Genomic DNA, 22815 nt, shown 5'->3' on the forward strand with positions numbered 1-22815 from the left:
TTTGTAGTCCTTACGCTCGGTTGCCTTGTAACCATTTTAGACTTCTTTGACTATACAGTTTCAACTCACGACAACCTATAAATCAACAAAAATAAATACAAAGCGAGTCGTGCTCTTTTAAATCAATTTTTATTAACGAGCACATTCGACTAAACAGATGAAGGTAATAACAAAATGGGCATACAGCTAATTTTGAATGAAAACAGTAAAAAGGGCGTACCGGTTAAGGTGTATACCCAAGATATCGAGCAAGAGGCGATACAGCAATTACGTAATATGGCGCAGTTAGAGTTTGTGCACTCGCATATTGCGGTGATGCCAGATGTGCATGTGGGTAAAGGCGCGACAGTGGGCAGTGTGATTCCGACCAAGTCCGCCATTATTCCTGCGGCAGTCGGTGTCGATATCGGCTGTGGTATGAACGCAGTGCGTACATCGCTAACGGCCAGCGACTTGCCAGACAGTCTAAGCGCGGTGCGCTCAGCAATCGAAAAGCAAGTGCCGGTTGGCTTTAATATGCACAACCAAATCACGGCCAAAGCCTCAACCCTTGATCCACTGGGTAAACGCTTAAAGCCAATTACCGATAAGCATCCAGGCCTTTTAAAGATGCTCAAAGGTTTTGAGCGTACCTGGGCCAAACAGCTTGGAACGCTTGGCGGTGGTAACCACTTCATCGAGATTTGTATTGATGAAAATAACGATGTGTGGGTGATGCTGCACTCGGGTAGCCGAGGTATTGGTAATTGTATCGGCCGCTATTTTATTAATTTGGCCAAAAAAGAACATCAATCGCGCTTTGGTCATGTGCCCGATAAAGACTTGTCGTATTTTGCTGAAGGTTCAAGTAGCTTTGATGACTATGTGGAAGCGGTGCAGTGGGCGCAGGATTATGCAGTGCAAAACCGGAAAGAGATGATGCGTTTGGTATTAAATGCAATGCAATCTAAGCAGGCAGGATTACCACATTTTACTCTGACCAAAGAGGCCATTAACTGTCACCACAACTATGTGGAAGAAGAAACACACTTTGGCGAAAACGTTTACGTAACCCGAAAAGGTGCTATCAGTGCTTATGAGGGCGAACTGGGTATTATTCCAGGTTCGATGGGTGCTAAATCCTTTATCGTGCGTGGTCTTGGTAATGAAGAGTCCTTTTGCTCATGCTCACATGGGGCAGGGCGCAAGATGAGTCGAACCAAAGCATCTAAAACCTTTACCGTTGATGAGCTCAAAGCACAAACCGCAGGCGTTGAGTGTAAAAAAGACAAAAGCGTACTTGATGAAATCCCTGGTGCGTACAAAGACATCGATGAGGTAATGGACAATCAAAAAGATTTGGTTAAAGTGGTGCATACCTTAAAACAGGTGCTTTGCGTGAAGGGTTAGTTTTATACGCCATTTAATTCTGCTGTACTATCAATCTCACTTGAAGTACTAGACGTAGATCGACACTTGATTTACTCATAGCAGAATTAAATCGAAATACGCTTAAGTATTTAAGAATGAATTACTAATTTAAGGAGAATAAAAATATTATTAATTAAAAAACCAAACATTAAATCAAATATAAAACTAAGAAATTTAGGACAAAACTATGAGCTTAAAACAAACTCTAAAACTGGCTAAGCAGTTAGAGAATCAAACCAAAAAGGGTGATGCTAGCCTTAATAATACAGCGAATCTCGGCGTCCTAAAAGACGCAACCAAACCACGTAATCATGTTGCTTTTAATCCACTGTTAAAGAAAGGCGGCGTTCATGAAAAAGACAATATTAAAGTGGTGCATAAGAAAAAACGGCGTGAGACCAAGCAAAGTTTGCGTCAAAAGGATTGGTTGTCTGAAATTTAAATGGTTTGATGTAGTTTATTTATTCAAGCAAATAAAAAGCCCATTCTATGACAATAGGATGGGCTTTTTATGATGCTAAATATGATTTTAAAATGTGGTTACGAAAACTAGTGTATATTTATTTTCTATAACATTCTTCTCAAGGATAAATATAAGTTAGCATCATTCAACTAATTTTTTAGACGTTAGGTTATTAAATGCAAAAACTAGTCCTTAAGACTATATTAGCCATTAGTATGGTTATTACAATAATTAGTTCACCTACCAGCTTAGCTAATGACGGTGCTTACTATATGTCTGGTAATCAGCTTGTACCGATGCATACTACCCAAATTGATGTCAAAAAAGAAATCTTAAATATCCGCCGTGAGGGTGAGGATATTGTGGTTGATGTACATTATGAGATGGTGAATAAAGGCAAACCTGTCTCGTTGCTGGTTGGCTTTGAGGCCTTACCTCCTGTTGGTGATGCAAACACAATGCCAGTCAATGGTGGGCACCCCTATATGAAAGGCTTTACTGCCAAAGTAAATGGGCAGTCGGTACAGTATGATATTGCTCTTGTAGACACTGATGAACATTGGGAAATGGATGCAGAGGGCTATCGTACATTAAATTTAAACAAAGCCAAATCACCTTTTTATTTCCAAAATGGGCGTATTAAACAAGAAAAAGAATCTACGCAAGAAGCGCGTTATGCTGAGCAAACATGGATTAATGAGTTATACGTTTATCACTTTTCGGCTAATTTTAAATCGGGAAAAAATACCATTGACCACAGTTATCGTTTTGAAGCATCGGGTAGTGTGGATAATAGGTATGCCTTTGACTATGTATTAACCGCTATTAATCGTTGGGGTGATAGTGTTATTGACGAGTTTGAATTAACCATTGATATGGGTGATTTAATTGAATTTAACATACCAAATAGTTTCTTTGATAGTAGCAATGATTGGCAGATTAACGGCATAGGGAGCAAGTATCCGACTACCAGTCTTACTCATAACTCTTATTATGCTGACGAAAGCAAACCTAGCACCACGTTTGCGATGCGAGAGGGTAACGTTGTCTTTAAGAAAGAAAACTTTAAACCACAAGGTGAGTTGTATCTGTATTCACCACAAATAGGAAGCTATCAACCACCCTTTAATGCGAATACTCATGATTTATCATTGAATTACTTAGCAATAAATCATGTTAGAGAAGAAGATAAGCTAGACGATTTTTCTTTAAAAGTATTGCGTAACTATCCTTTTGCCCGTCGTGGGTATGTATTTAGTAATCCAAAGTTGCAAGCATACTATGACCGTCAACCTTGGTATATTGAAGACCTAAATTACAAAGCAGATTTTACTAAATTAGATAAGTTTGAGCGAGAATATATACAAGAGTTAGATAGTTATAAAAATAAAATCGTATTGGAAAATAATGAACATACTGATTCAATCTCAAAATAACTTCTTAAACCAATATTTATCAATATTAACCAACACTGATAAACAAAGTATTCGCAATTTAGATGATATTCCTGCTGAGCATTTGTGTGCGGATGAGTTTAATGCTAATGAGCCCTTAACTGAAGTTGGTTCGCTTTTATAAGCTCTATCCCTTATGATACGTATCCCTGCAAATGTTATTTGAATGTAGCTAACGGTTTAAAAAGTGTGATTTAGTCCCATTAGCAATTAGTATTATTCGGCTATTATTTAAAAAGTTATGTAATCAGTTCTTTCCTCAGGTAGTATCCCCACTTTGGTATTGTCACTAAGGAGCCTCATGAGTCTATTTTTCGAAAAACTCGTCAATCCATTTCCCAAAATTGATAACCAAACCCCGCCAAATACCTTGTGGGGCTTTATTCGTTATCATAACCAAGGTTATGGTTGGGTATTTCTCGCATTGGGCATCTTAGAGGCGCTATCGGCAGTGAGTGAAATCGCTATTTATGCTTTTATGGGGCAGTTGGTTGATTTACTCAGCGAACATGACAAAGCGACCTTTTTGCAAAGTGAGATGCCAACCTTATTGGGTTATTCAGCGTTGCTTCTGATTGCGATGCCGTTAATTAACTATCTACGTACATCACTTAGAAGTCGTACCTTGAATGGTAACCTACCGATGAGTGTGCGTTGGCGTTCACACCGTTATTTACTCAATCAAGGCATGTCATTTTTCCAAGATGAGTTTGCAGGGCGAGCAGCGACCAAGGTGATGCAAAGCAGTATGGCTGTACGTGAAGTGACCTTAATCACGGTCTCGGTGATGGTATACGTACTGGTTTATTTCGGCAGTATGCTCTATGTATTGACCAATTTAAACACTTGGTTTTTAGTGCCGATGTTGGTTTGGCTTTGTCTTTATACTGCGCTGCAATTCTACTTTAATCCGAAAGTGCGTCAGTATTCGCAGGCCCAATCTGATGCGCGCTCGACTATGACTGGCCGTATTGTCGATGCCTATACCAACATCAATACAGTCAAGCTATTTGCGCATACCGAAAGCGAGGCGGAATATGCGCGCGACAGTATGGATACATATTTACAGACGGTTTATAAGCAAATGGGCACGTTATCAACCTTGATGATAACCATGACCATTTTGAACTATGTTCTTATCTTTGCGACCAGTGCACTGAGTATCTATTTGTGGCTTAATGACTTGGTTGGTCTTGGCGCGATTGCGGTTGCGGTATCGATGGCATTAAGACTACTCGGCATGTCACGTTGGGTGATGTTTGAGCTAACCGATTTATTTGAAAGCTTAGGTACGGTTCGTGATGGTATGAGCTTGTTGACTAAACCATTGACGCTAACTGATAAAGAAGGCGCTCAGCCGATAGCGGTTCAAGGTGCACAGGTTGACTTCAATAACGTGAGATTTAGCTATCACAGAGCCGGTATTAATGATGGCAATAGTGAGGATGACAAAGCGTTAAGTATCTTTAATGATTTAAACTTACATATCAAACCGGGTGAGCGTATTGGCTTAGTCGGCCGTTCGGGTGCAGGCAAATCAACCTTGGTTAATTTGCTACTCAGATTTTATGATGTGCAAGGCGGTAGCATATGTATCGATGGGCAGGATATCAGCAAAGTAGAGCAAGAAAGCTTGCGTGAGCACATTGCTATGGTCACCCAAGATACGTCATTATTGCACCGCACCGTGCGCGAAAACATCATATATGGTAAGCCTGATGCCACAGAAGAAGAGCTACAGCGTGCGATTAAACAAGCCAATGCCGATGAGTTTATTGATTCATTGGTTGATTTAAAAGGTAACAAAGGGCTTGATGCACAAGTCGGTGAGCGTGGGGTCAAATTATCAGGCGGTCAACGTCAGCGTATTGCCATTGCGCGTGTGCTATTAAAAGATGCACCGATTTTAATCTTAGATGAGGCAACTTCAGCACTTGATAGTGAAGTCGAAGCAGCCATTCAAGAAAGTTTGGGTAGCTTAATGCAAGATAAAACAGTGATTGCCATTGCGCATAGACTTTCAACCATTGCGTCGATGGATAGACTGGTAGTCATGGATCAAGGTCGTATTATTGAGCAAGGTACACACCAAGAGTTGCTTGCGAAAAAGGGTGTCTATGCTGGCCTGTGGGAGCGTCAGACTGGTGGTTTTTTAACGGATGAATAGGTTAATTAAATCGCTATTCACTTTAAAGCGTGTTATCGGGATTGGCAATCTGATTTAACTTGTCATCCGGCAGCATCATAAAGGTCTTAATTCGCTGAGCCAGTTGCATCTCAACGCGCGTATATTCCTCATGCTCAGATTCGCTGTTTGCAGCTTCTAAAGATGGATCAGGGAAGTGCCAGTGCGCAGTGATGGTGTCACGTGCTAAATCATCCCAGATGTTGAGTTTGGCTTCTTCAGCACTGTCTGCGCATAAGGTAAAGACAAAGTCTAAATGCGGGGCATCTTCTTCTAAAAAGACGCTATAGTGCTTGGGGTATAAACCCTCGGTATTAAATCCATTGTCTTTAAGTATTTGCATGGCAACAGGGTTGGCTTCATCTAAAGGCTTAATACCGGCACTATAAACTTCAAAGCGGCCATGACCTAATTTCTTTAACATGGCTTCTGCCATAAGACTGCGGCCTACATTTTCTTTGCATAAGAAGAGGACGGTATAAGGGGTGGTGTTAGGCACAAGCAACTCCATTATTGATCTAACATTCAAATATAAGCGCTAGTATAATAGATTCCTATTGCCAATCATATTACAATCCTGCTATAACCTCTTATACCCATTCATTATTTAAGGAGGGCGCATGCCAAGCATTAATCAGTATTTCGATAATAAAGTCACCTCAATTGCTTTTCAAACGGCGACCAAGCCTGCCACAGTCGGTGTGATGGAAATTGGTGAATATGAATTTGCCACCAGCGAATTTGAAACCATGACTGTGGTTAGCGGTGCATTAACTGTTAAGCTGCCAGACTCAGATGAGTTTGTTACCTATGATGCCGGCCAAAGCTTTACCATTGAAGCGGATCAGAAGTTTCAGGTAAAAGTGGATGTTGAAACCGCTTATCTGTGTACTTATGGCAAATAGCAATTAACCGTCATAACGATGGCTAATGGCTACTGGGACGCGATTGAGATAATTAATCCTAATCTCTTTTTTATTAAGTTATTCAATGACATAAAAACAGATCAGCTTATCGGCTGTGTTGCAACTGTATTTAAAATACGCTATTAATAGCAAGGCTTATCTAACACTCATTTATAAGGAAATAGTATGCAAATAGAATCACAAACATTTATCGTAACCGGTGGCGCTTCAGGTTTGGGCGAGGCAACCACGCGCGAGTTATTTAAGCGCGGCGCCAATATCGTTATCGCTGATTTGAATGAAGAGGCCGGCCAAGCACTGGCAAGTGAATTGGGTGATAACGTTCGCTTTGTACGCTGTGACGTGACCAGTGGTGAGCAAGTTCAAGCTGCTGTTGATACAGCAGAAAAGGAGTTTGGCGGATTATCAGGTAGCATCAACTGTGCCGGTATTGCTATTGTGCAAAAATTACTGGACCGTGATAACAATCCGGCGGACTTGGATAAATTTAGCAAAGGCATTGAGGTAAATTTAGTCGGCAGCTTTAATGTAGCTCGCTTGGTTGCTGCAAGTATCGCTAAACGTGTCTCTGCTGATGGTGGTCCGGATAATAAAGATCAAGGCATTATTATCAATACTGCCTCTATTGCTGCTTTTGATGGTCAAGTTGGGCAGGGCAGTTATGGTTCATCAAAAGCGGGTGTGGTTGGTCTAATGCTGCCGCTTGCACGCGAGCTGACACGTCATGGTATTCGTGTCATGACCATTGCTCCGGGTATCTTTGAGACACCTATGATGGCCGGTTTACCTGAAAAAGCGCAGGAGCAGCTCAAAGCTAGCGTCCCTTATCCAAAACGTTTGGGGCAGCCTGCAGAATTTGCAAATCTGGCCGCGCATATCATTGAGAATGCCTATTTAAATGCTGACGTCATTCGTTTGGATGGTGCAATTCGTATGACCTAATAGGCGCGTAAAACATTAGCCTATAGATAAAGCAATAAAGACAAAGCGGTGTCCTTAATCGGATGTCGCTTTTTTTGGTTTAAGTGCTTTAAAATTTTAAAGGCACTCATCTATTTACACTGAGTAACAGATTCACTGATGCCGGCTACTGTTTAAACAAGCCGAAGCTATTTAGAATGAAGCCATCTACATATTAAATCTAAACCACCGATTCTTATTAAAATAACAACAGCAATAATAACAACGCTAGGAGCGACGCATGCCAACCACCCAAACCTCAAGCCGCTTAACCCAGTCTAAGCAACATGATTTGCGTCATGATTATGAGGCCTTAGCAAAGCAGGCATCTTTACGTTATGTGAGCGACGAACAGCCTGGCTATACCCGCAGGCGTTGGGGTAAGGGCTTTACCTACAAAGACTCGTTGGGTAATACGGTCAAAGATAAGGCGTTACGTAGCCGCTTTGATGCGTTGGCGATTCCGCCAATGTGGTCTGAGGTTTGGATATGTGAGTACGACGATGGACATTTACAGTGTACCGGCCGTGATGAAAAAGGGCGTAAGCAGTATTTGTATCATGAGCAGTGGAATAAAGTGCGTGATGAGGCAAAGTTTGATGCGGTGATTGGATTTGGTGAGGTATTACCTAAATTGCGTGCTCAAATTGAGCATGACCTTGATGAACCAGAGTTAAGCCGTGCCAATGTGCTTGCGGCGGTGGTCAAATTATTAGAGACAACGCTGATTCGTATTGGTAATGACCGTTATGCTAAGCAAAACAAAAGCTATGGCTTAAGCACGCTGCGCAGCCGTCATATTAGTGAAACAGAAGAAGGCTTGGCCTTTGATTTTGTTGGTAAAAGCGCTAAAGAGCATCATATTGAACTGCAAGATGAGCGCCTGATTGAGATTGTTCAAGCCTGTTCTGACCTACCCGGTTATCGTATTTTTAAATACATGGATCAAGCCGGCGATAAACAAGTGGTGGAAAGCCAAGATATCAATGAATATTTGCGCACCCACACGGGCCACGAGTACAGTGCCAAAGACTTTAGAACTTGGATGGCCTCCGTACTCGCTGCCGCTTACTTATATGAGCATGCTGATGAGGCAGTGTTGGCAAGTGAACCGGACAGTAAGCTGCGACAGCAATTGGTGGTGGAGATGGTGAAGGATGTGGCAGAACATTTAGGCAATACGCCCAGTGTGTCACGTGCGTCTTATATTCATCCCAGAATTATTGAGCAATTTTTAAAGGGCAATTTTATAGAGCAATATAAACAGGGGCGACGTGGCCGTAGCAAACAGCACCAGTCGCTAGATGAAAAAGCAGTGTTGGCATTTTTAAGCGCAAGCAAGTAAGCTACTCATCAGAGATAATTTGTCTTATTTTTGATGCTTAATTTGTTAGTCTTTATGTACAATTTCATCAGTCACTGAGCTGGATGTTAATGACCATGGCCCCCTTAGTCTTTGTAGCCGCTGCATCCAATACTAGCGATGCTTTTAATATGCGCATGGCGCAGCTGAGTGCGTGGCTGCAATCTGTGTCGGCTATAGATTGGGCATGGGTTGGGGTGGTCATTCACCTGCTGTTAACCCTGTTTATGATTGTACGTATCTTATCCACGCAGCGGAATACAGGTATTGCTATTGCTTGGCTAGTTCTATTATTTGCCATCCCTTTTATCAGTATTATTGCCTATCTGTTGGTGGGTGAGCCGTATTTGGGAAAAAGCTACAAATCACGCAACTTACAAGCCCAGTCTATGCTAAACGATTTAGCCAAGCGAGAAGATATCCAGTTGGCAAAAGTGGATGATATGCTGCCTGAACCGTATCGCGGTGTCAGCCGTATTGGTACCTTTGATACCGGCTTTGGGGTATATGATAAGCATACGATGCGGCTGTTAACCTCCGCTGATAGCACCTTTGATACGCTTATCGACGATATTAATAATGCGTCGACTATCATTTTGATGGAGTTTTATATCATCTATCCTAAGGGTCGTGTACAAGAAGTGTTTCAAGCGCTTATCGATGCTGCGGACAGAGGGGTAGAGTGTCAGATATTAGCCGATAGTGTGGGCAGCTTTAGCTTCTTTACGGACGATTGGCATGAGCGCTTAACGCAGGCAGGCGTGACGATTCATCAGTCGCTGCCAGTGGGTTTGTTCAAAACCTTGTTTAAACGCACTGATTTGCGTAATCACCGTAAAATTGTGGTGATTGATGATGATATTGGTTATACCGGCAGTTTTAATTTGGTTGATCCACAGTTCTTTAAGCAAGACAAGGCGGTAGGTGAATGGATTGACCTTATCATGCGTATCCAAAGCGAGAAAATGGTCAGTGTGGTAACGGCACTTGCTGCGGTGAATGTGACGGATATAGGTGCAGAAAACCCGCGCAATCTTAAAGAGCTTGGCCAGCGTATTGAAGACAACATCAATATGTATACTCGTAAGCTGTACCGCCCTAAGCCTGCGATTAATGATGTCAATGACAAAGCCAGTAGTTATCTAGCGCGGCAAATATCCTCGTTTAATATGAATGATGAGTACGGGCATAGGGTTGAGCCGATTGATACGCCTTTTGCCAGTTATGATCACGATGAAGCGGACTATATGCATCCGATTATGGATTTGCCGGTCGTCGATAACGTGATGGCGCAGCTTATTCCTTCAGCACCGCGTATTACCGAACACGTGATTTATAATACGTTGCTGACCGTGTTTCATCGTGCCAATCACCGTATTCAGATTACCACACCGTATTTTGTGCCAGATGAGGCATTATTAGCGGCATTAACCACCGCGGCCAAACGCGGGGTTGAGGTGACCATTATTCTACCCAAAAAAGTGGACTCCTTTTTTGTACAGCATGCCTCACAGGCGTCTTATGCTATTTTGATGGAAGCAGGGGTGAATATCGCTTTGTTCAAAAGCGGTCTGCTGCATGCCAAAACGGTGGTTATTGATGACGACTATTGTCTGTTTGGCACGGTTAATATGGATATGCGCAGTTTTTATCTCAATATGGAGATTAGTCTAGCGCTGTATACCCCAGAAATCGTGGCGCAAGTGCTGGCATGTCAGCAGGCTTATCTCACTCAGTGTGAGCGATTGGATTTAGAAAAATGGCGTCAGCGCCCCAGCTATAAATCCTTATTTGATTCGGGTATTCGCCTATTTAGTCCGTTGCTTTAACTGACAATTATCATCATTCAAATCTCATATCTGCTCGAATACGTTGCTAATTATGCTATAAACCGGTAGAGAAACTATTTTAAGCCTCTAGAATGGGGTAAAATATGAGCTCTTTTGAGTTTCATCTTATTAACGTGACATTAGGTTATCCCTACCCATGCCAGATCAAGCCATCAACGAATCCGAATCCACCTACGCCTTACTGTCTAATGTCACCAAGACCTCTAATGCCCTGACGCCGCCTTGGTATTATCAGTTTTTAATCAAATTACTAAAGCCGCTATATCGAATCACCTTGTGGCGTCGTCATAAAAAGGCCAAAAAATCAGGCATAGAGACCGCGGATTATAAAGAAGAGATAGCGGCACGCTTTGGCCATCAGTATCCTGATGTGCCAATATTAGCGAGTGATAAAATTTCGGGTAATCGCTGCGATATCATGAACAATGCCACTATCTGGTGCCATGCAGTTTCATTGGGTGAGACCAATACCATTGCGCCGATGTTGAAGGTGATGCTTGAACAGGGGACAAAGATTTGGATTACCAATACCACGCAGACGGGTTTTGCGCGTACCGAAGTGCTGTTCAAAGAGGCATTAGAATCACGCCAAATGGTACATACCTTTGTGCCCGTTGATGACAAAGCGGTGGTAAAGAAGTTTATTGACCATGTTAATCCTGATTTGGCGATGTTTGTTGAGACGGAGCTTTGGGCAAATATTTTGGCTGAGCTGTGTCGCTCGGGCATTCCATCGGTATTGGTAAACGCACGTCTGTCGCAGAAATCATTTGAAAGTTATGCAAAATACGAGCGTGTTAGCACCAGCATGATGCAAAATATCACCATGATTATTGCGCAAGATGCTGATTCTGCGAAGCGCTTTCGCCGCCTTAGCACACCAGTGCCTAAGATACGCCGTGCTGACTCGTTAAAGTGGTCAACAGGTAACGCCAACACCCAGACGCAAACAGCGTCTGAACGATCTGTCTTAGTCGACCGTTTCGCTCATTCAGCACAAGCGCTTGAACGCCCGATTTGGGTTGCAGGCAGTACCCATGAAGGGGAGGAGGCGCAAGTATTGCAGGCGCATCAGCAGTTATTAAAGCAGGCAGGTATGGCCAATGCGCTACTTATCTTAGTGCCGCGCCATCCGGAACGCTTTGATGAAGTTGCAGAAGCGATTGAAGCAATAGGGCTTAATTTTTATAGACGTAGCAATAATGAGAAAATTGACGCTGATACGCAGGTATATCTTGCAGACACCATGGGTGAGCTAAATGCCTGTTATGCCATTGCAGATGTGGCTTTTGTCGGCGGATCACTGGTGAATATTGGGGGTCATAACCCAATTGAAGCGGCCAGTCTGGCCAAGCCGATTATCATGGGACCTTATACACAGTCTTGCCATGAGTTGGTTGAAGTGCTACATCAACAAGGCGCACTTGAAGTGGTAGAGGCGAGTGAGACCAATAAAAAACGTAAGACAGCGGATGATAAGTCTACCGCTAGCTTGCTGCATACTCTGCAGTATTGGCTAACACATAGCGATCAAGCAAAGCAGGCTGGTCAAAAGGCAAAGGAGCTAGTCACTCAAAAAAGCGATGCCATGACTCATCAGCTAGATATGATTGAGGCACTATTGACTGAGCATAAAGAGCCAAAAGTGGATGCCTCATTAGAGATTGAGCAGATTGATTTGGAGCACTTTAAGGTGCGTGCTCGTACGGATATCTAAAGCCATAAAACGATTAAAGCCATAAAGAGAGACTAGGCGAGTATGAATATTTTACTATTGCCTAAATCGGCCGCACAAAGCCCGACCTTTAAGATTGATAGTCCGGCACAAGTGGCGCATATTCAGCAAGTTTTGGGATTGACAGTGGGCGATAGCCTAAAGGTGGGGCTGCTATCAGGTAATATAGGCACGGCAGTTATCAAGGATATCAGTACGCCTGATACAAGCGATGCGTCTATTATCCTTGAAGAAATACGCTGTGAAACACCGCCGCCTGCTAAGCTTGACTTAACGGTTGTTTTGGCCTTGCCGAGACCCAAAGTATTGCGCCGCTTAATCATGGATATGACTGCCATCGGTGTGCGCCATATTATTCTGCTAAATAGCTATCGTACTGACAAAAGCTACTGGCAAAGCCCCATGCTAAAGCGTCTGGATGAATTTGTACAAGAGGGGCTACAGCAAGGGGTGGATACAGTGCCGCCAATTATTGAGCTTAAAAAACGTTTTAAGCCTTTTGTTGAAGATGAGCTTGCAGTATTAACGCAGCAACAACTTGCCGCTGCCGCGCACCCCTATGCTGACATGCCGCTAAAAGACTTTGAGCAAAAGGTAGGCCGGCCACAAATATTATGTATTGGTGCTGAGGGTGGCTGGATTGATTACGAGGTCGAGCTATTGAAAGTCAATGGCTGTCACAGTGTCAGCTTGGGTAGCCGTATTTTGCGTACCGAAGCGGCCGTCAATGCTTTATGTGGTCGCTATTTTTAATTATCAGCCGTTGTTTTAATTTATCACTCATTTTTTTCATTTCCTTTGTTTTAGTGCTTAATCCGTTATCGGTTAATCACCTTGCCGCATTAGCCAACAGGTTCAAATCATGTCGTATCGCTTTACCCAACTCAAAAAAGCCTTATCACCGGTACTGATTGCCAGTGTGCTACTGGTAGGCTGTAGTGATAATACAGCTAAATCAGAGGGTGAGAATAGAGACAATCAAACTGCCGAATCTGTATCTATACAAGAGAAGGTACAAGTGGGTACGGATTTGGATATAGAGCAGTTAAAACGTATTAGTGCCGCCTACTATGAAGAGGAAGGGGCGGAGATTGAATGGGTGCCGATGAGTGCTGATGTGTTCAAGATTGAAGATGCCGATGCGCTGCAATTGAGTCAGGATATTGATTTATCGCCTGAGATTGACATGTTATTGATGCACAGCGCGTATACCTTGGCCAATGCCAGTCATGCGCATAAGCTGCAGCCAGTTGGGTCTGAGGTGTTGATTAATGCGGTCCCCGATCAATATCAAGATCCGCAAGGCTATTGGTATGGCCTTGGTAAATATGCACGAACTTTGGTATTTAACAAGAATAAGGTGAATGAGCCTGAGCTGATTAATTATGCTAGTGTCGGTGGTCAAAAGTGGCTAGGTCGACTGTGCATGACGGATATCTTTACCCCTGAGAACCAAGCCATTGCCAAGATGATGTGGCGTTATCGCGGTACCAAGCTTACGCCCGAGATATTGGGCAACTGGCAGCGCAATATGGGTAGTCCTTCAGGTAGTAATTTAGAAGTACTGTCACGTATTGAGCAAGGTCATTGCGACGTAGGTATTGTCGATAGCGATATGTTTTGGGATTATGCTATCAATAATCCACAAACCTCGATTCGACTGATGTGGGCCAATCAAATCAACCGCGGTGCGATGACCAATGTCATTAGTGCCGGTCTGACCGATGAAGGCGAACAGGTTGGGCAGGCGCTACGATTTATGGAATGGCTAGTCAGTGATAAAGGGCAGGCGACACTGGCGTTTAATACGCATACTTTCCCTGTGATTGATATTAAAGACCCTAATATTAATGTGCAGGTGCTGCGCCCTGAGTGGACTGAGTTTGAGCCAGATGCAACGCTGCTATCTGATATTATTGCAAATAGACGTAGAGTTGAGCCATTAGAGCCTAAGCCTATTGTCGAGACTACCAAAGAAGAAGGTACGGTTGAGCGTGTAGAAGAGTAGTTATTTGCTAGCCTTATTAAGTAATAAAGAGTGTTTATATACTGATTGATTGAGGCAATACTATTTGCTATTGATAATTGTTATTATTTGTATTAAGATGCCGGTTATTGTTCGATTAACAATAAAGATAAAAACATCGTTATCTGCGATGATGGCATTGATTCAACAGCCACTTTAACGGTCATATTTATGACAATCTATTTAATAACGACGCTAATAATAAGCTAATTGTATAAATTAGATCATTTATAGCGTAATGAGGGCCTTATGGGTATCGCAAAACAAGAAACAACCAAGTCAGTAACCAGCAAAAGTTCGCTTATTGGTGCAGCTGTTATCAGTGCTTTGGCATTGGCGGGCTGTAATAATGCAGCAGAAACAGAAACAACGAATGTTGAAAAGACAGATACTACAGAAGCACAAGCGGCTTCAGGCGATGCCGTAACGGTTTATTCATCACGTAACGAGCAGCTTATCCAGCCATTATTAGAGGATTTTACCGCTGAGACAGGTATTCCTGTTGAATTGGTTACTGATAAAACTGGCCCATTAATGGCGCGTTTAGAGGCAGAAAGCACTAATACACCTGCTGATATCCTGTTAACTGTAGATGCCGGTAACCTATGGCAGGCAGGCGAGCAGGGTTTATTACAGCCGCTAAATTCTGAGGTGGTTAACACCAACGTTCCTGAAAAATATCGCTCTGCGGACGATTTATGGACAGGTTTATCACTTCGTGCACGCACTATTTTCTATGATCCGTCAAAAGTACAGCCAAGCGACTTATCAACCTATGCTGACCTTGCTGATCCGAAATGGAAAGGTAAGCTTTGTTTACGTACCTCGAAGAAGGTATACAATCAGTCGCTGGTTGCCAGTATGATTGAGCATTATGGTGAAGCCAAAACAGAAGAGATTGTAAAAGGTTGGGTTGATAACCTTGCGGCGCCAGTATTTAGTAATGATACTAAATTACTTGAAGCCATCGCTTCTGGTCAGTGTGAAGTGGGTATCGCTAACAGCTATTACTATGGCCGTATTTTGGATAAAAACCCTGAATTCCCAGTAAAATTATTCTGGGCTAACCAAGGTGACGGCGCGGATGCGACTGGCACACATGTTAACGTATCTGGCGCAGGTATCGTTAAAAATGCAGACAACGTTGACGGCGCTCGTAAGCTTATCGAATGGTTGTCATCAGACAAAGCGCAAGGCGAATATGCCAGTGGTGATAAAGAGTTCCCTGTAAAAGAGGGTATTGACGAGTCAGAGATGCTACGTTCATGGGGTCCATTCACTCAAGACAATATCAATGTTAGTATCTTCGGTCAGCGTCAAGGTGAAGCGGTACAGTTAATGGACCGTGTTGGTTACGAATAAGCGCGTACCTTCCATATGTCCTGTACCATATACAAGACCATATTATGAGTAATAAGAGCGGTGCTAGGTTAATGTATTTATCGCCGCTCTTAGCTCAGAAAAGGGTTTTATGAGAGCAAATCAATCTAAAAGTTCCCTTATAGCGAAATCAGTCCTTGGACTGATTTCGCTATTTATGTTAGTGCCAATTATTATTGTGATGCGCTCTTGGTTTGAGCCTATGGCAGATATTTGGTCACATTTTTTAGATTATGTATTACCAGGTGTGTTAAAAAATACGGCGTTAATCCTGCTCTTGGTGACGGTTATTGCAGGCTCACTGGGCACTTATTTGGCGTGGCTGACTAGCATGTACCGCTTTACCGGACAGAAGTTTTTTGTCTGGGCATTAATGCTACCTTTTGCCATACCCGCTTATGTCCTTGCCTTTGTCAGCATGGGACTATTTGATTATAGCGGTATCGTGCAAACTCAATTACGCGAGCTTGGAATAAGCTGGTCTTTTACTCAGATTCGTAGCGTGTGGGGGGCAGGAGTTATTTTATCTTTGGTCTTCTATCCTTACGTTTATTTGTTGGCGCGTCAAGCCTTTTTATCACAAGGTCAACGTGCCTTAGAGGCCGGTCAAATGCTCGGCTTATCCAAACGTCGTGCGTTCTTTAAAGTGGCTTTACCGCAAGCCATGCCTTGGATTATTGGTGGTTTATTATTAACTTGGATGGAAACCTTAGCCGATTTTGGTGCGGTTTCTGTATTCAACTTAGATACTTTTACCACTGCCATTTACAAAGCTTGGTTTGGTTTCTTTAGCTTGACCACAGCCGCACAATTAGCCGCGCTGCTGATTATCACTGTCTTTATTATTCTAATGCTAGAGCGTTATTGGCAAAAAAAGCGCAGCTATCTACCCAGCAATGGTCAAAGACAACGTAAGGCACTAACCGGACTGGCTAATATTTGGGCATTTTTATTCTGCTCAGTTATCTTTATTTTAGCTTTTGGTTTGCCAGTGGCTCAGCTAATCGTTTGGGTAGCTAAGAACTATCATATCGATTTGGACCGACGCTATTGGGACTTTGTCACTAACACTGTCTTGATCGCCAGCTCGACGGCAGTGTTTATCGCCTTTATTGCACTGATGATGGCTTGGCTATTACGTCAATTTCCCAGTCGCAGCAATCAGCTGCTCGTGTCGCTAGCAAACTTGGGTTACGCGGTGCCAGGTACAGTGCTTGCTGTTGGGGTGTTTATCCCAATTGCGTGGATTGATAATGCGTTAATTGCAAGTAATATGATTACTGCGCAGGTATTAAGTGGTAGCGTGGTAGTCATGCTACTGGCGTTAACCACCCGCTTTACCACGGTGGGGTTTCAACCAATTGATCGGCAGTTAAATCGTTTAACTCCGAGCCAAGATCAGGCAGCAAACCTATTGACCACCAGTCGTTGGCAGCGTTGGCGTAAAGTGTACTTACCAGTGATTAGCCCTGGGGTATTTACTGCGCTAATTATGGTATTTGTGGAAGTGACCAAAGAGATGCCGATTACGCTAATGACACGCCGTCAGGGCTGGGATACGTTGGCAGTTCGCGTGTTTGAAATGACTTCTGAAGGTATGTATGAGCGTGCGGCATTGCCCAGTTTGACCATTGTATTGGTCGGCTTAATTCCGGTTATTTTATTGATACGCCAGTCTGATAAAGCCTAAATAAGGCTCAGATTTTGGTCTTATCAAAATACGCTGAACCATAACTTCTTTATTGAATTTCTATTAACAGTTAAATAGCCTAAGCAAAACGGTGATATTTCATGCAAACCCGCCCCTCAGATAACCTAAATTCTTCTATAGACAACCCAAGCGCTAACCCGGTTGCTGCCGATGATTACTTAGTACTGGATAATATCAGCGTCAGCTTTGGCAATACGGATGTGGTTCGGTCGTTATCAATGCGCTTGGCTCAAGGCGAGATTGGCTGTTTATTAGGCTTTAGTGGTTGTGGCAAAACTACAGCGCTGCGAGCTATTGCTGGTTTAGAGCAGCCGCATCAAGGCATCGTTAAGCTAAATGGAAAGACCTTAACCAATATCGAAAAACGTAAGGTTAATGTGCAAGTTGTGCCGGCCAAACGGGACATGGGTATGGTATTTCAGGACTATGCGCTTTTTACTCATTTAACTGTCAGTGAAAATATCGGCTTTGGTCTGCATCGCTGGAATAAAGCGGATAGGGCAGCGCGTATCAAAGAAGTATTGGCGTTAGTTGAGTTAACCGAACATGCCGATAAGCGGATTAATGAGTTGTCAGGCGGACAGCAGCAGCGTATAGCTTTGGCAAGAGCATTAGCACCAAAGCCTGAGTTACTATTGCTTGATGAGCCGTTCTCTAACTTAGATATGATGCTGCGTGAGTCATTAGCCAGCAAAGTGCGTGACATTCTAAAGCAAACCAATACCACTGCGATTTTGGTGACTCATGATCAGCACGAAGCCTTTGCCATAGCTGACAAAATTGGAGTGATGCACAAAGGCAAGCTTGCGCAGTGGGCGACACCGGATGAGCTGTATCATGAGCCGAATAGCCCGTTTATTGCGGAGTTTGTCGGTGAAGGTGCGATGATAGATGGAATAATTGAACACGGTATTATCAAAACAGCATTGGGTGATATTAAGCGAGAGGCACAGCCGATTCATGCAGAAGATGTGGGTGCACAGGTTGCAGCACCGCAACAAGCGTTTACTCAAGGTGAGGCCTGTGATTACGACTTTCCCAATGGCACCAAGATTAAAGTCTTGATTCGTCCAGATGACATCGTTCATGATGATGGCAGTGCGCAGCAGGCCATTGTGGTTGGGCGGGTATTTCGAGGTGCTAACTTTTTATATCGTCTGCGTCTGTCAAACGGCGAGGAAGTATTATCGTTAATATCAAGCCATCACGACCACCCAATCGGTTCTTCTATCGGCTTTCGTGCTGTGATGGGGCATGTGGTGCTGTTCCAAGGAGAAGGCGTTGATGTCACCACATGGCACCGTATCTAGCTTCCCATTCCTAAGTTTAATCAATTGATGGGTCGCGACCTGCCAGCACGTGCAAGTAGCGGCCCAGCCACTTATAAGGCGCTTGATTTGAATAGCGCACTTCCATTTCAACCACCGCTTCTGGATTGGTATGGCCGCCACGCTTGAGCGGACTGTAATCATGAAACACGCGTAAGCCACTAACCGACGCTATTTCAAACCCTTGCTTGCTAAGCCAACCTTCTACCTCTTCAAAACTGACCGGATTATTAGGGGTTAGGCTTTTCTTATTGTCTGATTTAAAGTCTGGGTTATTAAGCAGATTAAAATTTCCCATAATCAGGTTACGATAAACAAAGCTTGCTGGATTATAAAAGCACAGCGATAACACACCATGAGGGGCAAGCCATTTATCAAAAAATGGCATGATTTCACTGGGCTGACCCAACCACTCAAGTAGAGCATGACACAAAATCAAATCATAACCATCTGCTGCTTTTTCACCAATATTTAAGGTATCACCAAGCACTTCTTCAAATTGCTGATAAGGACATACCAACCAATAGATATCATCGGCCACACCTTGCTGCTCAGAGCTTTTTTTGGCTTCAACCAGCATATTGTGTGAGATGTCGTTAATCGTCACCTGATGACCTTCGCAAGCCAGCTCAATGGAAAGCTGTGCTAAGCCTGCGCCCACATCCAAGATACGTAACGGACGCTGTAATTGCGCCGATAGCTTAGCGACCACCTCAGACAAATCTCGCTTTAGTACCGCCAAGCGAATCTCTCCTTTTAATCCGCCATATACCTTTTTGACAAAATGCTCGGCAATGGGGTCAAAGTTACGGTCTTCTGAAGTTGTCATAAGCGTTAGGTGTCCGAATAAAGTTAAGGCAAACGAGAGGATAAATAATAGACTGCATCATGGTAGAGAATGCGACTTATTGTAAGCGCAAAGCGGTAGATTGCAACCCAGTTCATCTGATTTGAAGCGGTAATTTTTGATTTGATTTTAATTTGGTTGTCGCCGGCTAATATTCCGGTACATTTTGCGGTCAATAGCAGTAAAAGCACCCGTTTGAGCGTAATTTATGCTAAAATATGGCAGTTGTTTTTTAGCATAAAATTTTAAAAATAGTTTGCAGAATTCCTAGTTTGATCGCTTATTTATAATAAAGTCAATCAAGGGGCAACTGCCAACATGGAGATGTATGTATGAGTGATTCGGTCAGTCCTATTGCTATCGTCGATGAGATGAAGCAGTCCTACCTTGATTATGCGATGAGCGTTATTGTATCTCGAGCGCTACCGGATGTGCGTGACGGGCTGAAACCTGTGCATCGTCGTATCATGTATGCCATGCATCAGTTGTCAAATGATTACAATAAGCCATATAAAAAGTCTGCTCGTGTGGTCGGTGATGTGATCGGTAAATATCACCCACATGGTGATACCGCGGTTTATGATGCCATCGTTCGTATGGCGCAGGACTTTAGTCTTCGTTATCCAATGGTCGATGGTCAGGGTAATTTTGGTTCTATCGATGATGACCCAGCAGCTGCAATGCGTTATACCGAAGTACGTATGACTAAACTTACGCATCAAATGCTGGCTGACCTTGATAAGGACACGGTCGATTGGGAAGACAACTACGATGGCTCAGAGCGTATGCCAAGCGTACTGCCTGCGCGTATTCCTAATCTACTGGTTAACGGTGCCACCGGCATTGCGGTAGGTATGGCGACCAATATGGCGCCGCATAACCTGACCGAAGTGTTGGATGCGTGTCTGGCTTATGCCGATAACTCGAATATCTCAAGCGAAGAGCTAACCAATTATATCTCAGGTCCTGATTTCCCAACCGGCGGTATTATCTATGGCCGCTCAGGTATTGTTGATGCTTATCGCACTGGTAAAGGTCGCTTGCATATCCGTGGTCGTTATCATATTGAGCCAATGAGTGATACGGGTGTTAACCGTGACCGTGAACGTATTGTTTTCACTGAGATTCCTTATCAGTCTAACAAAGCCAAGCTGATTGAGCGTATTGCAGAATTAGTACGTGATAAGAAAATTGAAGGTATTTCTGAGATTCGTGATGAGTCTGATAAAGACGGTATGCGTATCGCGATTGACCTGCGCCGCGGTGAAGTGGCAGAGGTTATTGTTAATAACCTGTTCTTGCAAACGCCACTAGAATCAAGCTTTAGCATTAACATGGTTGCCCTAGATAATGGTCAGCCAAAATTGATGACCCTACGTCAATTAATCGCCGCGTTCGTGCGTCACCGTCAAGAAGTGGTGACTCGCCGTACGATTTTTGAATTAAATAAAGCCAAAGCGCGTGGTCATTTATTAGAGGGCTTAACCGTTGCTCTAGCAAATATTGACGATATTATTGCAACTATTAAAGAGTCAGCGAACCGCGGTGAAGCGCGTGAGAAGCTGCTTGAGACGACTTGGGACTCGGGCACGGTTGTGGCTATGCTACAAGCCGCTGGCCGTGGCACCCTTGCTGCCGGTGACCTGCGTTCTGTTCGTCCTGAATACATTGAAGGCGAAGACCTTAAAAATCCGTTTGGACTAATTGATAATGGCAATAACTACCGCTTATCTCTTGAGCAAGTGAATGCAATCTTAGAGATGCAGCTGCATCGTCTAACTGGTCTTGAGCAAGACAAACTGACCGAAGAATACCAAGATTTACTGCGTCAAATTGCAGAACTTGAATCTATCTTAGCTGACTTTGATAAACTGATGATGGTTATCAAAAATGAGCTGATTGAAATCCGTGATAACTTCGGCGATGAGCGTCGTACCGACATCGTTGATTCACGTATTGACTTTAGCCGTGAAGATTTGATTCCAGAGCAGACCGTTGTATTAACCGTATCGCGTACTGGTTATGCAAAGACTCAGCCGATTGGCGATTATGTTGCTCAAAAACGTGGTGGTAAAGGCAAATCTGCTACCGCAATGAAAGAGGACGACGTGATTGATCATCTGGTTGTGACCTCAACGCACGCCACTGTGCTGTGTTTTACTGATAATGGCCGTGTGTTTAGCCTACGTGGTTTTGAAGTGCCGATTGCCAGCCGTGGTGCTCGTGGTCGTCCGCTAGTGAATATCATTGGTCTAGAGCCAGATGAGATTGTGACTACCATCTTGCCAATTCCAAATCTTTCGGAAGAGATTGATAGCCGTTTTGTGTTCTTTGCTACGGCAAATGGTACGGTTAAACGTGTTCAATTATCTCAATTTGCCAATATTCGCTCGAATGGTCTGATTGCTATCGGTCTAGAAGAGGGTGATAAACTGGTGTCAACGCGTATTACTAATGGTAGCCAAGAAGTGATGCTGTTTGCTTCAAGCGGTAAAGCGATTCGTTTTGATGAAAATGATGCCCGTGTGATGGGTCGTACTGCTAAAGGTGTTCGCGGTATGCGTATTGCAAAAGATGAGCTGATTAAATCGCTTGTTGTGATTGAGGATGACGTTAAAGAGATCTTAATTGCTTGTGAAAATGGATATGGTAAGCGTACGCCAGTTGAAGAGTTTAACGCTCAAAACCGTGGCGGCGGTGGTGTAATAGCCATTAAGACCAGTGAGCGTAACGGTGCATTAGTACGTGCTACTAAGGTTCAGCCTGAAGATGACATTATCTTAATCTCAAACAAAGGTACCTTGGTTCGTACACCGGTTGCTCAGGTAGCGACGTCAGGTCGTAATACTCAAGGTGTGACTTTAATTCGATTGGCCAGTGACGAAGCGCTTGTCGCCATGGCGCGTGTTGAAGACACTGGCGAGGAAGACGAGCTTGCAAAAGCATTAATCGAAGATGGCGTTCTACAAAGCGACACTTTCGACGGTGATGTTGTCGACAGCAATGTTGAAGCAGGACTTGCTGATAGTATTGGCGAGGGCAGCGTTGATGAAGTACTAAACATAAATACGCCATCTGGTGACGTGAATAATACAGAGAATGATGAATAATCTTATTACACTATCGGTTATTGTTTAGCCCAAGTTAGTGGAAATGGAAGGTAAATGCCGACAATGG

18 protein-coding genes are annotated in these 22815 nt (G+C 43.5%); 16 read left to right on the forward strand and 2 right to left on the reverse strand.

The window, feature by feature from the left end:
• Positions 1–174: 174 nt before the first annotated feature.
• The 5 genes from AC2SLO_RS05810 (at position 175) to AC2SLO_RS05830 (ending at position 5494) form a co-directional block, all read left to right on the forward strand.
• Entirely contained in the window at positions 175–1389 is a 1215-nt protein-coding gene (locus AC2SLO_RS05810) for an RtcB family protein (RefSeq protein ID WP_486540853.1), read from the forward strand.
• Between the two features lie 208 nt (positions 1390–1597).
• Positions 1598–1852, forward strand: coding sequence for a hypothetical protein (locus AC2SLO_RS05815; RefSeq protein WP_486540851.1), 255 nt, complete (start codon positions 1598–1600; stop codon positions 1850–1852).
• A gap of 197 nt (positions 1853–2049) precedes the next feature.
• Entirely contained in the window at positions 2050–3309 is a 1260-nt protein-coding gene (locus AC2SLO_RS05820) for a YARHG domain-containing protein (RefSeq protein WP_486540849.1), read from the forward strand.
• The gene (locus AC2SLO_RS05825) at positions 3281–3451 is read left to right on the forward strand and encodes a hypothetical protein (protein WP_486540847.1); all 171 of its coding nucleotides are present in this window, start codon (positions 3281–3283) and stop codon (positions 3449–3451) included. The genes AC2SLO_RS05820 and AC2SLO_RS05825 overlap by 29 nt, the downstream gene beginning before the upstream one ends.
• A gap of 177 nt (positions 3452–3628) precedes the next feature.
• Positions 3629–5494, forward strand: a complete 1866-nt coding sequence (locus AC2SLO_RS05830; protein WP_486540845.1) for an ABC transporter ATP-binding protein — start codon at positions 3629–3631, stop codon at positions 5492–5494.
• Between the two features lie 22 nt (positions 5495–5516).
• On the opposite strand, the gene AC2SLO_RS05835 is transcribed toward AC2SLO_RS05830, so the two are convergent.
• Positions 5517–6011, reverse strand: coding sequence for an arsenate reductase ArsC (locus AC2SLO_RS05835; protein ID WP_486540843.1), 495 nt, complete (start codon positions 6009–6011; stop codon positions 5517–5519).
• Positions 6012–6132: 121 nt separating this feature from the next.
• Between AC2SLO_RS05835 and ppnP the strand changes: the two genes are divergently transcribed.
• From ppnP to AC2SLO_RS05885, 10 genes are all read left to right on the forward strand, one after another.
• Positions 6133–6417, forward strand: a complete 285-nt coding sequence (gene ppnP / locus AC2SLO_RS05840) for a pyrimidine/purine nucleoside phosphorylase (RefSeq protein WP_486540841.1) — start codon at positions 6133–6135, stop codon at positions 6415–6417.
• Positions 6418–6603: 186 nt separating this feature from the next.
• Complete coding sequence (locus tag AC2SLO_RS05845; RefSeq protein WP_486540839.1) at positions 6604–7380, forward strand: SDR family NAD(P)-dependent oxidoreductase; 777 nt, start codon at positions 6604–6606, stop codon at positions 7378–7380.
• Between the two features lie 259 nt (positions 7381–7639).
• Positions 7640–8743, forward strand: a complete 1104-nt coding sequence (locus tag AC2SLO_RS05850; RefSeq protein WP_486540837.1) for a DNA topoisomerase IB — start codon at positions 7640–7642, stop codon at positions 8741–8743.
• 95 nt (positions 8744–8838) lie between these two features.
• Entirely contained in the window at positions 8839–10590 is a 1752-nt protein-coding gene (locus AC2SLO_RS05855) for a phospholipase D-like domain-containing protein (protein WP_486540947.1), read from the forward strand.
• Between the two features lie 157 nt (positions 10591–10747).
• A complete protein-coding gene (locus AC2SLO_RS05860) occupies positions 10748–12328 on the forward strand; it encodes a 3-deoxy-D-manno-octulosonic acid transferase (protein ID WP_486540835.1) in 1581 nt (526 codons plus the stop codon).
• Positions 12329–12370: 42 nt separating this feature from the next.
• Positions 12371–13099 carry a 16S rRNA (uracil(1498)-N(3))-methyltransferase gene (locus tag AC2SLO_RS05865; protein WP_486540833.1) on the forward strand — a complete coding sequence of 243 codons (729 nt, stop codon included), beginning with the start codon at positions 12371–12373 and terminating at the stop codon, positions 13097–13099.
• Between the two features lie 109 nt (positions 13100–13208).
• On the forward strand, positions 13209–14354 hold the full coding sequence (locus tag AC2SLO_RS05870) for a substrate-binding domain-containing protein (RefSeq protein WP_486540831.1): 1146 nt from the start codon (positions 13209–13211) through the stop codon (positions 14352–14354).
• Between the two features lie 267 nt (positions 14355–14621).
• Entirely contained in the window at positions 14622–15734 is a 1113-nt protein-coding gene (locus tag AC2SLO_RS05875) for an extracellular solute-binding protein (protein WP_486540829.1), read from the forward strand.
• A 109-nt stretch (positions 15735–15843) separates the two neighbouring features.
• Positions 15844–17442 (forward strand): ABC transporter permease, encoded by a 1599-nt coding sequence (locus AC2SLO_RS05880; protein ID WP_486540827.1) that lies wholly within the window; start codon positions 15844–15846, stop codon positions 17440–17442.
• Positions 17443–17543: 101 nt separating this feature from the next.
• The gene (locus tag AC2SLO_RS05885; RefSeq protein WP_486540825.1) at positions 17544–18773 is read left to right on the forward strand and encodes an ABC transporter ATP-binding protein; all 1230 of its coding nucleotides are present in this window, start codon (positions 17544–17546) and stop codon (positions 18771–18773) included.
• Between the two features lie 16 nt (positions 18774–18789).
• Here AC2SLO_RS05885 and AC2SLO_RS05890 read toward each other — a convergent pair whose 3' ends face one another.
• The gene (locus AC2SLO_RS05890; RefSeq protein WP_486540823.1) at positions 18790–19620 is read right to left on the reverse strand and encodes a methyltransferase domain-containing protein; all 831 of its coding nucleotides are present in this window, start codon (positions 19618–19620) and stop codon (positions 18790–18792) included.
• Positions 19621–19970: 350 nt separating this feature from the next.
• Between AC2SLO_RS05890 and gyrA the strand changes: the two genes are divergently transcribed.
• Positions 19971–22748 carry a DNA gyrase subunit A gene (gene gyrA / locus AC2SLO_RS05895; protein WP_486540821.1) on the forward strand — a complete coding sequence of 926 codons (2778 nt, stop codon included), beginning with the start codon at positions 19971–19973 and terminating at the stop codon, positions 22746–22748.
• The last annotated feature ends 67 nt before the right edge of the window (positions 22749–22815 follow it).

This window comes from Psychrobacter sp. CX14 (assembly GCF_057396205.2).

Excerpts from the sequence above, each read along its gene's own strand:
- AC2SLO_RS05845 (WP_486540839.1), top strand. The coding sequence starts at position 6,604 with ATGCAAATAGAATCACAAACATTTATCGTAACCGGTGGCGCTTCAGGT.
- AC2SLO_RS05820 (WP_486540849.1), top strand. The coding sequence starts at position 2,050 with ATGCAAAAACTAGTCCTTAAGACTATATTAGCCATTAGTATGGTTATT.
- gyrA (WP_486540821.1), top strand. The coding sequence starts at position 19,971 with ATGAGTGATTCGGTCAGTCCTATTGCTATCGTCGATGAGATGAAGCAG.
- AC2SLO_RS05890 (WP_486540823.1), bottom strand. The coding sequence starts at position 19,620 with ATGACAACTTCAGAAGACCGTAACTTTGACCCCATTGCCGAGCATTTT.
- AC2SLO_RS05860 (WP_486540835.1), top strand. The coding sequence starts at position 10,748 with ATGCCAGATCAAGCCATCAACGAATCCGAATCCACCTACGCCTTACTG.
- ppnP (WP_486540841.1), top strand. The coding sequence starts at position 6,133 with ATGCCAAGCATTAATCAGTATTTCGATAATAAAGTCACCTCAATTGCT.
- AC2SLO_RS05875 (WP_486540829.1), top strand. The coding sequence starts at position 14,622 with ATGGGTATCGCAAAACAAGAAACAACCAAGTCAGTAACCAGCAAAAGT.
- AC2SLO_RS05880 (WP_486540827.1), top strand. The coding sequence starts at position 15,844 with ATGAGAGCAAATCAATCTAAAAGTTCCCTTATAGCGAAATCAGTCCTT.
- AC2SLO_RS05850 (WP_486540837.1), top strand. The coding sequence starts at position 7,640 with ATGCCAACCACCCAAACCTCAAGCCGCTTAACCCAGTCTAAGCAACAT.
- AC2SLO_RS05855 (WP_486540947.1), top strand. The coding sequence starts at position 8,839 with ATGGCCCCCTTAGTCTTTGTAGCCGCTGCATCCAATACTAGCGATGCT.
- AC2SLO_RS05830 (WP_486540845.1), top strand. The coding sequence starts at position 3,629 with ATGAGTCTATTTTTCGAAAAACTCGTCAATCCATTTCCCAAAATTGAT.
- AC2SLO_RS05825 (WP_486540847.1), top strand. The coding sequence starts at position 3,281 with ATGAACATACTGATTCAATCTCAAAATAACTTCTTAAACCAATATTTA.
- AC2SLO_RS05870 (WP_486540831.1), top strand. The coding sequence starts at position 13,209 with ATGTCGTATCGCTTTACCCAACTCAAAAAAGCCTTATCACCGGTACTG.
- AC2SLO_RS05865 (WP_486540833.1), top strand. The coding sequence starts at position 12,371 with ATGAATATTTTACTATTGCCTAAATCGGCCGCACAAAGCCCGACCTTT.
- AC2SLO_RS05815 (WP_486540851.1), top strand. The coding sequence starts at position 1,598 with ATGAGCTTAAAACAAACTCTAAAACTGGCTAAGCAGTTAGAGAATCAA.
- AC2SLO_RS05885 (WP_486540825.1), top strand. The coding sequence starts at position 17,544 with ATGCAAACCCGCCCCTCAGATAACCTAAATTCTTCTATAGACAACCCA.
- AC2SLO_RS05810 (WP_486540853.1), top strand. The coding sequence starts at position 175 with ATGGGCATACAGCTAATTTTGAATGAAAACAGTAAAAAGGGCGTACCG.